Annotated in this window: 14 protein-coding genes; 6 read left to right on the top strand and 8 right to left on the bottom strand. The window is 64.2% G+C overall.

Features of this window, described 5'->3' with window-relative positions:
- Positions 1 to 20 precede the first annotated feature (20 nt).
- Positions 21 to 302, bottom strand: coding sequence for a GNAT family N-acetyltransferase (locus M2S36_RS00985; RefSeq protein ID WP_025338432.1), 282 nt, complete (start codon positions 300 to 302; stop codon positions 21 to 23).
- Between the two features lie 506 nt (positions 303 to 808).
- Between M2S36_RS00985 and oprI the strand changes: the two genes are divergently transcribed.
- Positions 809 to 1,060, top strand: a complete 252-nt coding sequence (gene oprI, locus M2S36_RS00980) for an outer membrane lipoprotei OprI (protein ID WP_003259780.1) — start codon at positions 809 to 811, stop codon at positions 1,058 to 1,060.
- A 132-nt stretch (positions 1,061 to 1,192) separates the two neighbouring features.
- Here oprI and M2S36_RS00975 read toward each other — a convergent pair whose 3' ends face one another.
- The 3 genes from M2S36_RS00975 to M2S36_RS00965 all read right to left on the bottom strand — a co-directional run bounded on the left by M2S36_RS00975 (position 1,193) and on the right by M2S36_RS00965 (position 3,236).
- The gene (locus M2S36_RS00975; protein ID WP_207835263.1) at positions 1,193 to 2,170 is read right to left on the bottom strand and encodes a L,D-transpeptidase family protein; all 978 of its coding nucleotides are present in this window, start codon (positions 2,168 to 2,170) and stop codon (positions 1,193 to 1,195) included.
- 111 nt (positions 2,171 to 2,281) lie between these two features.
- Positions 2,282 to 2,572, bottom strand: a complete 291-nt coding sequence (locus tag M2S36_RS00970; protein ID WP_207835254.1) for a hypothetical protein — start codon at positions 2,570 to 2,572, stop codon at positions 2,282 to 2,284.
- 58 nt (positions 2,573 to 2,630) lie between these two features.
- Positions 2,631 to 3,236, bottom strand: a complete 606-nt coding sequence (locus tag M2S36_RS00965; RefSeq protein ID WP_207835253.1) for an arylesterase — start codon at positions 3,234 to 3,236, stop codon at positions 2,631 to 2,633.
- A gap of 10 nt (positions 3,237 to 3,246) precedes the next feature.
- On the opposite strand from M2S36_RS00965, the gene M2S36_RS00960 reads away from it, so the two are divergent.
- Complete coding sequence (locus M2S36_RS00960) at positions 3,247 to 3,930, top strand: ABC transporter ATP-binding protein (RefSeq protein WP_016714756.1); 684 nt, start codon at positions 3,247 to 3,249, stop codon at positions 3,928 to 3,930.
- Positions 3,930 to 6,437 carry an ABC transporter permease gene (locus M2S36_RS00955; RefSeq protein WP_333956526.1) on the top strand — a complete coding sequence of 836 codons (2,508 nt, stop codon included), beginning with the start codon at positions 3,930 to 3,932 and terminating at the stop codon, positions 6,435 to 6,437. The genes M2S36_RS00960 and M2S36_RS00955 overlap by 1 nt, the downstream gene beginning before the upstream one ends.
- 126 nt (positions 6,438 to 6,563) lie before the next feature.
- Here M2S36_RS00955 and greB read toward each other — a convergent pair whose 3' ends face one another.
- The 4 genes from greB to M2S36_RS00935 all read right to left on the bottom strand — a co-directional run bounded on the left by greB (position 6,564) and on the right by M2S36_RS00935 (position 9,538).
- Entirely contained in the window at positions 6,564 to 7,037 is a 474-nt protein-coding gene (gene greB / locus M2S36_RS00950; protein WP_063914016.1) for a transcription elongation factor GreB, read from the bottom strand.
- 11 nt (positions 7,038 to 7,048) lie between these two features.
- Positions 7,049 to 7,357 (bottom strand): hypothetical protein, encoded by a 309-nt coding sequence (locus M2S36_RS00945; RefSeq protein ID WP_207835251.1) that lies wholly within the window; start codon positions 7,355 to 7,357, stop codon positions 7,049 to 7,051.
- A gap of 223 nt (positions 7,358 to 7,580) precedes the next feature.
- A complete protein-coding gene (locus M2S36_RS00940) occupies positions 7,581 to 8,018 on the bottom strand; it encodes a DoxX family protein (RefSeq protein WP_207835245.1) in 438 nt (145 codons plus the stop codon).
- Between the two features lie 113 nt (positions 8,019 to 8,131).
- Positions 8,132 to 9,538 (bottom strand): transglycosylase SLT domain-containing protein, encoded by a 1,407-nt coding sequence (locus tag M2S36_RS00935; protein WP_207835243.1) that lies wholly within the window; start codon positions 9,536 to 9,538, stop codon positions 8,132 to 8,134.
- Positions 9,539 to 9,696: 158 nt separating this feature from the next.
- On the opposite strand from M2S36_RS00935, the gene M2S36_RS00930 reads away from it, so the two are divergent.
- The 3 genes from M2S36_RS00930 (at position 9,697) to M2S36_RS00920 (ending at position 12,559) form a co-directional block, all read left to right on the top strand.
- Positions 9,697 to 10,494, top strand: coding sequence for a TatD family hydrolase (locus M2S36_RS00930; protein ID WP_233688363.1), 798 nt, complete (start codon positions 9,697 to 9,699; stop codon positions 10,492 to 10,494).
- Between the two features lie 142 nt (positions 10,495 to 10,636).
- Positions 10,637 to 12,115, top strand: a complete 1,479-nt coding sequence (locus tag M2S36_RS00925) for a methyl-accepting chemotaxis protein (RefSeq protein ID WP_207835225.1) — start codon at positions 10,637 to 10,639, stop codon at positions 12,113 to 12,115.
- A 75-nt stretch (positions 12,116 to 12,190) separates the two neighbouring features.
- Entirely contained in the window at positions 12,191 to 12,559 is a 369-nt protein-coding gene (locus M2S36_RS00920) for an Mpo1-like protein (RefSeq protein WP_063914011.1), read from the top strand.
- The last annotated feature ends 75 nt before the right edge of the window (positions 12,560 to 12,634 follow it).

Raw genomic sequence — 12,634 nt, 5'->3', positions numbered from 1 at the left:
CCCCGCTCTTTTTTACAGAATCAAACCTTGCTCGAATGCCGCTGCTGGCGCTCCATGTAGCGCTCCACATACGAGCAGGACGGAATCACCGTGTAGCCCATCTGCTCTGCGTACTCCAGGGCCCGCTCGGTCAGGGCGGCAGCAATCCCGCGGCCTCGCAGGGCGTTGGGTACGAAGGTGCGATAGATGTCCAGCGTCTGCTTACCCAGATCCATGTACGTCAGATAGGCACGATGACCGTCCACGTTGGTCTCGAACTGATGACCGGCCTGGTCATGGTGGATGGTCAGCGCTTCGCTCATCACTACTCCTCGCAGGTCTTCTCGGCAGACCCATACCTTAACCGATGGTGGTTTATCCGGCACAGAATCCTCTACGCCACCTGTTGCCCCCTTCGACCACTGGACGATTGCAATCGTTCGGATCCTCTGGCACTCACAAGATAGTAGGCGCCGCAGGCGGGATTGCTCAAGGTGGTGGCGGTTAAAAAGGGCGGAAACGCAGCCAGAGCGACTCTTGCTTGCACGCAAGCAGCCACCGGATGTACTAGGGCTAAGACGCTGAAGGACAGTTAAAGTCACCGTTAGTTCAGCAAAAAAGTTCCTGTACTACAATCGCTTGCGATCCCTGTACGTTTTTTTCACAGACGTGTCGCAAATCTTGTCGGAAAGGCGTCAAGCAACATTTTTTTTGCAGTTCTTGCGCTTAGTCAGTTTACTTACTACAAGTAATGGGTACTATGTACGCCGGCCAGTTTCTCTTTTCCGAGAGATGGCTATTTAATAGAAAGTCCTTGAAGGGGAACACGATGAACAACGTTCTGAAATTCTCTGCTCTGGCTCTGGCCGCAGTTCTGGCTACCGGTTGCAGCAGCGTATCCAAAGAAACCGAAGCTCGTCTGACTGCGACTGAAGACGCAGCAGCTCGCGCTCAAGCTCGTGCTGACGAAGCCTACCGTAAGGCTGATGACGCACTGGCAGCCGCTCAGAAGGCTCAGCAGACCGCTGACGAAGCCAACGAGCGCGCTCTGCGTATGCTGGACAAAGCCAGCCGCAAGTAATAGTCCTCACGGATTGTTATGGAGCCGACCCACTTGTGGGTCGGCTTTTTTATTGCCCGCGCACAAGGCAAACACGCCAGACAGAAACAAAAAGGCCTGCACTAAGGCAGGCCCTGATGCGTCGCAAAAACCCTACTGCAGTTCGGGCGGAATGCTCGAAACCATCGGTGCGCCACCCTGGCTTGCGGTCGGCACGGCAATTTCCACCGGCATGCCATCTTCTGCCGCAACCACGTCACGCACCATATCCCAGTTCATGCGTAGGTTATTGGCCAGGTCTTCACGTTTGAGCAAGGCGTTGATAACAGCGGTATGTTTGTCGACCACTGACGGATTACCCTGGTCGTCCAGCGGCGTGTGCGCCTCCAGATAGACCTTACCGCCACTGATACCGAACTTGTAGGGCTCGTTGATGATGCGCACCGGCGTACCCACCGGCACCATCTTCGACAGCTCCAGCACGTTGTTGTTGAGCATGCGGAAGCAACCGTGGCTGGTACGCATGCCGATGCCGAACTTTTTGTTCGAGCCGTGGATCAGGTAGCCCGGCACCCCGAGAGTGAACTTGAACGGCCCCAGCGGGTTGTCCGGCCCGGCCGGCACCACGCTCGGCAGGATGTCACCGTCCGCCGCATGCTCTTTGCGGATCGACGCTGGCGGGGTCCAGGTCGGGTTCGGCGTCTTGGCGGTAATCTTGGTGTTGGCGATCGGCGAACCCCAGCCTTCACGGCCAATGCCCAGCGGGAAGGTATGCACCACGTTCTGCCCTTTCGGGAAGTAGTACATGCGGTATTCGGCCAGGTTGATGACGATGCCCTCACGCGGGCCCGGCGGCAGGATATAGCGGGTCGGCAGGACAATCTCGGTGCCCGCACCTGGCAGCCATGGGTCTACGCCCGGGTTGGCGGCGATCATTTCCAGGTAGCCGAGGTCGTTGGCAGTGCCGATATCGGCGAACGTGTCCTCGTACTTTGCCTTGATCACCTGCACCTGGCCGATGATGTCTTCACCGGGGGGTGGCAGTGGCAGCTCCAGCGCAGCAGCGGGGCCTGCTACCAGCAGGGCGGCCAGGGACAGGCTACGGGTGACGGCAGGAAAGCGCGGCAACATCCGGTAAATCCTTCGAAAGGTGGGTCAAGAGAATCGATTGTACACCCGCGCCGATGCAAGCGGGAGGCATTGGCGCCATGCAAGCGTTTCAGATGATGAAAGGCGTGGCGTTCAGCCGCCCTGCAGCTCCGGCCAAACCGGGCGCATGCCGCGCCGCTGGGCATCGAGGATGGCGCGGCACAGGTCGCACAGGCGGCCGTCGCGGTAGATCGAGCGCGGTACCCCCGACCAGCGCGGTTGCGCCGGCAGCAGGCCACCGCACAGGGTACGGTCGACCGGCACGCCCAGCTCGAGCTGGCGGGCCACCAGATGGACGCGGACTTCCTGGCAGGCGAACAGGTCGAGCTGCTCATCGGGCTCGATCAGTTGGTAGGCATACAGGGACCAGGCAGGGCGCGGCATCGGTGGCACTCGAAACGGGGGGCGCAACATTAGCCGAAAGCCGGCGCCGTTAAAAGCGTCACAGCAAGGGTTTTATCGCCGGCCAGGCATTTTCCAGCAGGCGTTGCTGGGCGGCCTGGGCCGGGTGAATGCCATCGGCCTGCATCAACTCAGGCACGCCCCCTACCCCCTCGAGGAAAAACGGCACCAACGGCACCTGTTTTTCTGCCGCCAGCTGTTCATACACCTGGGCGAAGGCGGTGGTGTAGCGCACGCCATAATTGGGTGGCAGGCGCATACCCAGCAGCACCACCTTGGCACCGGCCTTGCGCGCACTCTCGATCATCGAAGCAAGATTTTGTTGCAATTGCGCTGGCGGCTGCCCGCGCAGGCCATCGTTGCCACCCAATTCCAGCACCACCAGGCTCGGCTTGTGCACTGCAAGCAGCGCCGGCAACCGCGCCTGGCCACCTGCACTGGTGTCGCCACTGATCGATGCATTGACCACTTTGTCGTCGAAACCTTCGTCCCGCAGGCGGGTCTGCAACAGGGACACCCAACCCTGGCGGGTATCCAGGCCAAAACCGGCGCTGATACTATCGCCGACAATCAGCAGTGTTCCCGCCGCCGCGCTCTGCGCCAGGCAATACAGGGCCAGACCGGCACTCAACCACCACACTCGCATCGGATTCTCCATGGGCCCCAGCATTCTCGTTGCGCAGAACCTTAGCAAAGTGGTCCCCAGCGCGGAAGGTGACCTGACCATCCTGCACGCGTTGTCCCTCGACCTGGCCCAGGGCGACAGCCTGGCCATCGTCGGCGCCTCGGGCTCGGGCAAGTCGACCCTGCTCGGCCTGCTCGCCGGGCTAGACCAGCCCAGTGCCGGCAAGGTCATCCTCGCTGGCCACGACCTGGGACCACTGGATGAAGACCAGCGCGCGCGGGTACGCGCCGAACATGTGGGCTTCGTGTTCCAGTCGTTCCAGCTGCTCGACAGCCTCAACGCCCTGGAAAACGTCATGCTGCCGCTGGAGCTGGACGGCCGTCGCGACGCCCGCGAACACGCGCGCACCCTGCTTGAACGGGTTGGCCTGGGCAAGCGCCTGAGCCACACCCCGCGCCAGCTGTCGGGCGGCGAACAGCAACGGGTGGCCATTGCCCGTGCCTTCGCCGCGCAACCGGCAGTGCTGTTCGCCGACGAGCCCACCGGCAACCTCGACAGCCACACCGGCGAGCGCATCAGTGACCTGTTGTTCGAACTGAACAAGGAGCGCGGCACCACCCTGGTGCTGGTTACCCATGATGAGCGCCTGGCACGGCGCTGCCGCCGCCAGATCCGCCTGGATGCGGGGCGCCTGGTGGCCCCGGTGGAGGCCTGATGACCCACATGCCGCTGTCCCGCCTGTGCGGCCTGGCCCTGCGCCAGCTGCTGCGCGACATTCGCGCCAGCGAAGTGCGCGTGCTGTTCTTCGCCCTGCTGGTGGCAGTCGCGGCCAGCACTGCCATCGGCTATTTCGGTGCCCGCCTCAACGGCGCCATGCAACTGCGCGCCAGCGAGTTTCTCGGTGCCGACCTGGTGCTGCAGGGCAGCGCCCCGGCCCGCGACCCGCAGATTGAGGCTGGCAAGGCGCTTGGCTTGCGCCACGCCCAGGTGGTCGAATTCACCAGTGTGGTCGGCGGCGACAACGGCATCCAGCTGTCCAGCGTCAAGGCTGCCGATGGCGCCTACCCGTTGCGCGGGCAAGTGCGCAGTGCCGCGGCGCCCTATGCCGCCGAAACCCCGGGCGGCGGCCCGGCACCTGGCGAGGCATGGGTCGAACCGCGCCTGCTGGCGGCACTGGGGCTGAAGGTTGGCGACAGCATCGACGTGGGCATGAAAACCCTGCGCATGAGCCGCGTGCTGACCTACGAACCGGACCGCGCCAACAACTTCTACAGCCTTACCCCGCGGGTAATGATGAACCTGGCCGACCTGCAAGCCACCGGCGTGGTCCAGCCGGGTAGCCGGGTCACCTACCGCGACCTGTGGCGCGGCGATGCCGAAGCGCTGGTCCAGTACCGCGAGACACTGAAAAAAGACCTGGCCGCCAACCAGCGCCTGCGCGACACCCGCGATGGCAACCAGCAGATCGGCGGCGCCCTGGGCAAGGCCGAACGCTACCTGAACATGGCCAGCCTGGTGGCGGTGCTGCTGGCAGGCGTCGCCGTGGCCCTGTCGGCCAGCCGCTATGCCGCACGCCGCCTGGACGCCAGCGCCCTGCTGCGCTGCCTGGGCCTTTCACGCCGCCAGGCACTGGGCCTGTACTGCCTGCAATTGGCCATGCTCGGCCTGGCCGCCGCGCTGGCCGGCGCCCTGCTCGGCTGGCTGGCCCAGCTGGGCCTGTTCCGCCTGCTGCATGGCCTGCTGCCAAGCGTGGTGCCCGCAGGCGGCATCGTCCCGGCCCTGGCCGGCATCGCTACCGGGCTTGTGGCCCTGGCCGGCTTTGCCCTGCCGCCAATTGCCGCCCTGGGCCAGGTGCCGCCGCTGCGCGTGCTACGCCGCGACCTGCTGCCGATACCGCCCAGCAGTTGGGTGGTGTACGGCGCGGCGTTGTTCGCCCTGGGCCTGATCATGTGGCGCCTGAGCCTCGACCTGCTGCTCACCTTCGCCCTGCTCGGTGGCGGCCTGGTCGCCGCGCTGCTGCTCGGTGGCCTGCTGCTGCTCGGTTTGCGCAGCCTGCGCCAGTTGCTGGCCGGGGCCCCACTGACCTGGCGCCTGGGCCTGGGCCAACTGCTGCGTCACCCCATGGCCGCCGCCGGCCAGGCCCTGGCCTTTGGCCTGATCCTGCTGGCCATGGCCCTGGTTGCCCTGCTGCGCGCGGAACTGCTCGATACCTGGCAAGCGCAGCTGCCCAAGGATGCGCCCAACCATTTCGCCCTGAACATCCTGCCGGATGACCGTGAGCCCTTCGCCCAACGCCTGCAGCAGGTCAACGCCACCTCGGCGCCGCTGTACCCGGTGACCCCCGGCCGCCTGGTGCGAATCAATGAGCAACCGGTGCAGCAGGTGGTCAGCAAAGACTCGGCAGGCGAGCGCGCCGTGCAGCGCGACCTCAGCCTGACCTGGGCGGCCGAACTGCCCGAAGGCAATGCACTGACGGCCGGCAACTGGTGGCAGGCGTTGCCAGCCGGAGATGAAATCCCCGGTGTGTCGGTGGAGGCGGAACTGGCCAACAGCCTGAAGCTGCAACTGGGTGACCTGCTGACCTTCGACATCGGCGGCCAGCAGCGCCAGGCGCGGGTAAGCAACCTGCGCAGCGTGCACTGGGACAGCTTCCAGCCGAACTTCTACATGATCTTCCAGCCCGGCACGCTGCAGGGACTGCCGACCACCTACCTGACCAGCTTCTACCTGGCACCGGGTCATGACCTGGATGTGGTGGCGCTATCACGGGCATTCCCGGCGGTGACCATCCTCCAGGTGGACGCCTTGCTCGAACAGCTGCGCAGCATCCTCGCCCAGGTGACCCTGGCGGTGGAGTATGTGTTGCTGTTCGTGCTGGCAGCCGGGCTGGCAGTGCTGTTCGCCGGCTTGCAGGCGACACTGGACGAGCGCATCCGCCAGGGCGCCTTGCTGCGTGCGCTGGGCGCGGCGCGGCCATTGCTGGTCAGGGCGCGGCGGATCGAGTTCGGCTTGCTCGGTGCGGCGAGCGGCTTGCTGGCGGCGGTCGGGTGTGAGCTGATTACCCTGGTGCTGTACCGCTATGCCTTCGACCTGCAATGGAGCCCACATCCGTGGTTGCTGGTATTGCCGCTGGCAGGGGCGCTACTGGTGGGCGGTGCAGGGGTGCTGGGGACGCGGCGGGCGTTGAATGCCAGCCCGCTGGCGGTTTTACGCGAGAGTTGATGACAGCCTGTGCCGACCTCTTCGCGGGTAAACTCGCTCCCACAGGTTCACCACATGACTTGAAACCTGTGCCGGACCTGTGGGAGCGGGTTTACCCGCGAAGAGGCCGGCACAGTCAATATCAACTCACTGGCCGTAAGTGATGCTGTTCACGTACCAGGTCGCTTCACCGGTAGGTGTGTGCACCACCACCTCGTCACCCTCCTCCTTCTTCAGCAAGGCGCGGGCCATGGGCGAGTCGATCGAAATGTAGTCATTGCGCCCATAGATCTCGTCATAACCGACAATGCGAAACTTCATGGTCTCGCCCTCGTCGTTCTCGATCTCTACCCAGGCACCGAAAAACACCTTGCCCTCCTGCTGCGGCGAGTAAGCCACCACCTTTACATCTTCAAGACGCTTGCGCAGGTAACGCACCCGACGGTCGATCTCGCGCAGCAGCTTCTTGTTGTACTGGTAGTCGGCGTTCTCGCTACGGTCGCCCAGCGACGCCGCCCAGGTAACCTTCTGGGTAATCTCCGGGCGATACACCCGCCACAGGTGGTCCAGTTCTTTCTTCAGCGCCTCATGGCCTTCCGTGGTGATGATGTTGGTACTCAACAGCGCGCTCCTCAGCGGCGGGTAATCAGGCCCTGGCGCGCAATGCGGGTGATGTGGCCGATGATTTCGGCGGCCTCGTCCGGCGCCGGGGCCTGGATCACGGCCAGGTCGAAACGGTCATTGCCATACTGCGCGAGGTGGCAGCCGGTATCGGCAAACTGGATCAGAAAGGCACGCGCCTGGCCCTTGCGCCGGGACAGGCCTTCGAGGTGACGTAAAAGAGTGGGCTGATGCTGGCCGCCGAGCAGGATGCGCGGTGTGCGGGACGCCTGATTGGCAGGCAAAGGGCTCAAACAGACACTGGTACGTGGGCAACTCATGGAGCTTCTCTCCGCCTCGCGAATCCCGCTGGGCAGCGGTGGGAGGCGTCACCGAACCAGCGCTTTAGCGGTATTTCGGATGACCCGCAGAGGGGCTTTCCTGCGCCCCGCAAGTAGCTGTTTAAATCGGCGCAGACGGTATGCTAGAGCTACAAGCGGCAAGATACAAGCCTCAGGCCGAAAGTGATCGGCCTGAGGCTTGTATCTTGCTGTTTGCGGTGTATCAGCGGGCGATCAGGCGGTCCAGCGAGAAGCGGCCAGCGCCTTCGATCAGCACCGCGACGGTGCCGGCCAGCAGGGCCAGACCGAACTCATAGCCGTTGTTGGACATGAACAGGCCGTTGCCGATGTGTACCGAGAGGATCGCCACTACCAGGGTTATGGCCAGCACCAAGGCCGCCGGGCGGGCCAGCAGGCCGATCACCAGGGCCAGGCCGCCGAAGAACTCGGCGCTGCCGGACAGCAGCGCCATCAGGTAACCCGGGGCCAGGCCGATGCTCTCCATCCACTGGCCGGTGCCTTCCAGGCCATAGCCACCGAACATGCCGAACAGTTTTTGCGCGCCATGCGCGATGAAGATGATGCCGACCAGGATACGGATGACGCTCAGGCCAGCGCCGGCGCGGGTAGAGAACAGGGCGTTGAGGGTAGCGTTGTTCATGTCTTGGTTTCCTTGAAGCGGGGAAGTTGTGTTGGGATGGGCGCCATCATAATCAATTCAATAGATATGAAAATCGCAAAAAACCCAACACAACAATCGATAAAATCGATTTATTAACGCTTCGCCACACGCTCCAGTGCGGCACGCTCCCGGTTGAACGCTACAAAATACTTGTTGACGCTGTTGACGAAGTTGACTGGCCCCATGCCCACCTGCTCCATGGCGATGCGTTCGGTCTGAAAGAACCACTGATCGCCATTCAACCCACGCCGCCGCGCCTCTGCGCGCATGGCCTGGACCCGCTCGGGCCCCAGGTTGTAGGCCGCCAGCACGAAGGCCATGCGCTCGCGGTCGTTGATCTTGGCGCTGGCAAAGAACTTGCGTCGGATCAGCGCCAGGTAGCGGGCGCTGGCCTGGACATTGCCATCCACCGTGGCGGTGTTGCTCACCCCTACGCGCTGCGCTGCCGAAGGGGTGATCTGCATCAGGCCATGGGCCCCGCCGGTACCGCGCGCTGCCGGGTTGAGCGTCGATTCCTTGAAAGCCAGCGCGGCCAGGTTGAGCCAGTCGATCTGCTGCGCTTCACCGTGTTTCTGCAGCACCGCCCGCAGCGCGGTCAGGCGCTGGCGATTCTTGCTGGCCAACGGGTCGTGCACCCGATACTGGCGGCGGTAGATGCGCTCGAACGCGGCATCCTGGTTGTCCGGCGCGCGGTAGCCCTGCAGAAAGCGGTCGACCGTGGCCAGCAACTGCGGCGCATCGCGCCCCACATACCAGCGCATGGCTTGCGGCGCCCCCAGTTGCACGCGGCTGTCCAGGCGCAGGCGCGGCATCACCCGGGCCCAGCGCCGGGCGATCGGCTGCTCGACCACGGTCAGGTGATAAATGCCGGCCTGGACCATTTCCAGCACATCCTCCACCGCCAGGGTCGAGTCGACCCACTCCACCTTGATCGGCGCGCGCTTGCGCAGCGCCAGTTGCTGGTTGACCTGCTGGATCAACGGGCCGGCGGCACTGGCGCTGGTCAAGGCCACGGTACGCCCGGACAACTGCTCGACATGGCTGAAGCTGCGTTCACCCTTGCGCCCCACCAGCAGCAGCGGCACCTGGTCGAGCACCGGCGCGCTGCTGCTGACCCCGCGCACCATGCCGGGGTCGAGCAGCTCGCCCGGCGCGGCCAGGTCACCCTCGCCACGGGCCAAGGCGCCCAGCAGCTGCTCCTTGGCCCGTGGAATCAGTTTGAGTTGGATCTCTTGGCCGTCGGCAGCGCGGGCATTGAGGTAATGCTCCAGGGCACGCAGGCGATAGTATTCGATGCCAACCGGCTCGCCCTTGACCTCACCAGAGCTGTTGCGGCTCTGGTTCACCAGCACCCGCAGCACCTGGCTGGAGCGAATCTGTTGCAGGTCACGGACCTTGGCCGACGGGATGTTCTGCTGCGGCCCTGGCGCGCGCGCGTGGGCAGGCCCGGTCAGGGTCAGCCCAAGCGTCAGCAGGAAAATGAGCCAGCATCGCAGCATGCGAAAACGTATCCGTGGGCGGTGGGCGGCATCCATGGGGTTGCACCGCCAAGAGAGAAATGACGGCAAAAGACCACGGCAACAGCATGAAGTTCTTGGTTTTTTCAGAAAAACGCGGTTTTTGCTATGCTGGCCGCCCCGCGGCACGAGGTAGCACCATGCAACTGATCGATATCGGCGTCAACCTGACCAACAGCAGTTTCCACGACCAGCAGGCGGCAATCGTCGAGCGCGCCCTTGAGGCCGGGGTCACGCAGATGGTGCTGACGGGCACCAGCCTGGCGGTCAGCGAACAAGCACTGGAGCTGTGCCAGCAACTGGATGCGAGCGGCGCACACCTGTTCGCCACGGCAGGCGTACACCCCCATGATGCCAAGACCTGGGATGCCGGCAGCGAGCGCCAGTTGCGCCAGCTGCTGAATGAACCGCGGGTGCGTGCCGTGGGCGAATGCGGCCTGGACTTCAACCGCGACTTCTCCCCTCGCCCGCTGCAGGAGAAAGCCCTGGAGGCCCAGCTGGCATTGGCTGCCGAGTTGCGCCTGCCAGTGTTCCTGCACGAACGCGACGCCAGCGAACGCCTGCTGGCGATCCTCAAGGATTACCGCGACCACCTGGCCGGCGCGGTGGTGCATTGCTTTACCGGCGAGCGCGACGCGTTGTTCGCCTACCTGGACATGGACCTGCACATCGGCATTACCGGCTGGATCTGCGACGAACGCCGCGGAACCCACCTGCATCCGCTGGTGGGCAACATTGCCGAGGGGCGGCTGATGCTGGAGAGCGATGCGCCTTACCTGCTGCCGCGCAGCTTGCGGCCCAAGCCGAAGAACGGGCGCAACGAGCCGGCGTTCCTGCCGGAGGTGTTGCGCGAAGTGGCCTTGCACCGGGGTGAGTCGGTCGAGCATACGGCGGCGCATACCACGGCAACGGCGCGGGCTTTTTTCCAACTTCCCTGAACCTGACGCGGCCTCTGTAGGAGCGCGTCAACACCTGCGGCGGAATTTTCTTGATACACATCAAGAAAGGCCCTGACGGATGCAGGCACAATGATGGCACCTTGCCAATATTGTTCCCGCTCAACTCAGAGAAGACCTGCCCATGGGTGCCTGGCTTAGCAATGTTTCCCTGAAGTACAAGTTCTGGGCCGTCAACGCGGTGGCCTTTGTCACGACCTTGATGCTGGTGCTCTATGCCGTGCACCTGGAGCAGCGCGCCCGCGCCGAGGCCGCGCAAGCCCAGGCGGCCGCGCAGGCCCAACTGCTGGCTGCCTGGCCAGCCGGGCAGCCGCTACCCCGCGCGGCCAATCTCATCAGCTGGTCGGCCGGGCAAACGCCTACCTTCGCGGGTGAACCCCTCGAGGCCCTGCGCAACGCCCAAGGCTGGGTCGAACTGCCCGCCGCCCGGCTCTTCGGCAACAACCCGTTACAGGGTGCGCAGGTGCTGCGCAACGGCGATCAACAAATGGCCGTGCTGGCCCAGTCGCCGAGCCTTCGCCAGGTGTTCTTCGACCGTTTCAGCAACTACGCGGTGTGCGTACTGGTCCTGATGCTGGCCATGCTCGGCGCCTCGCAACTACTGATCCGCTTCCTGCTCAGCCAGCTCAACACCCTCAAGGACGTGATGCTACACGTGGAAAAAACCGGCGACCTGTCGGCCCGCGTACCGCTGGCCTGTGGCGACGAGGTCGGCCAGATGGCCGGGGCTTTCAACGCCATGCAGGCGACCTATCACCGCGTGGTCAGCACCGTCGCCCACACCGCCGCACAACTGGACTCCGGTGCCGCGCGCCTGGCAGCGAGCATGAGCGACGTACGCCACGGCATGCTCGGCCAGCAGAGCGAGACCGACCAGGCCGCTACCGCCATCAACGAAATGTCGGCGACGGTGCACCACATTGCCCAGCATGCCGGCGCCACCCGTGACCTGTCACAAACAGCCGATACCCTGGCCGGTAGCGGCCAGGAGGTGGTCAGCCGGGTTCAGGATTCGATCTCCGGGCTGTCCAGCGGTGTGCAGCAAACCGCCGAGATGATTCGCCAGCTGGCCGAAGACAGCCAGAAGATCAACGGCGTGGTCAATGTGATCCACAGCATCGCCGAGCAGACCAACCTGCTAGCCCTCAATGCCGCCATCGAAGCAGCGCGCGCCGGCGACCTGGGCCGCGGCTTTGCGGTGGTGGCCGATGAAGTGCGCAACCTGGCCAAGCGCGTGCAAACCTCCACCGACGAGATCACCACCATGGTCTCGGCCCTGCAGTCGGGCACCCGCGATGCAGTGGAGTTCATGCAGGAAAGCTCGTACAAGGCCGACGACTGCGTCAGGCAGGCCCAGGAGGCCGGCGAAGCACTGGCCGAAATTACCGGTGCCGTGGCGCAGATGCGCGAAAGCAACACCCAGATTGCCGTGGCCGCCGAGCAGCAAAGCCAGGTGGCCGAAGAAATGAACCGCGCCGTGGTGAGCATTCGCGATGTCACTGAACAGACCGTGCAGCAGACCGTGGGCTCGGCGACCACCAGCAGCGAACTGGCGACCCTGGCCGGCGAACTGAACAAGGCCATTGGCCAGCTCAAGCTATAGTCACCATAGCCAGCCTCGATTGGCCCCCACCCGGGGGCCGCACTAAGCTTTGGGCATGACCGAGAGGAAATGCCCATGAGCAAACGTCTGCCCAACCTGCCCACCTGGCAATGGCGCGGCTACCACCATAACCACCGCCACCCGACCAACCTGGTGCTGCACCTGATCGCCGTGCCGCTGTTCATTCTTGGCGCGTTGCTGATTCTGTCCGGCCTGTTCGGCCTGGATCTGGGCCAGATTGCCGTTGGCATCATTGCCTTGATCGCCGGCCTGGGCCTGCAGCGCCAGGGCCATCGCCTTGAAGCCGAGCAACCCGAGCCATTCGCCAACCGCAAGGATGCCGTGCAGCGCCTGCTGACCGAGCAGTTCATCACCTTTCCGCGCTTCGTGCTGAGCGGTGCCTGGTGGAAGGCCTGGCGGGAACGGCATAAACATCGGCGCTGATGCCATTGGGGCTGCTCTGCAGCCCAATCGCGACACAAGGCCGCTCCCACAAAATGAGGTGCGCCCCATTTGTTG

It is taken from the genome of Pseudomonas sp. SF2 (assembly GCF_036858055.1).
In the GTDB taxonomy this organism is placed as follows: Bacteria; Pseudomonadota; Gammaproteobacteria; order Pseudomonadales; family Pseudomonadaceae; genus Aquipseudomonas.
This window is presented reverse-complemented; position numbering and strand designations above follow the sequence as displayed.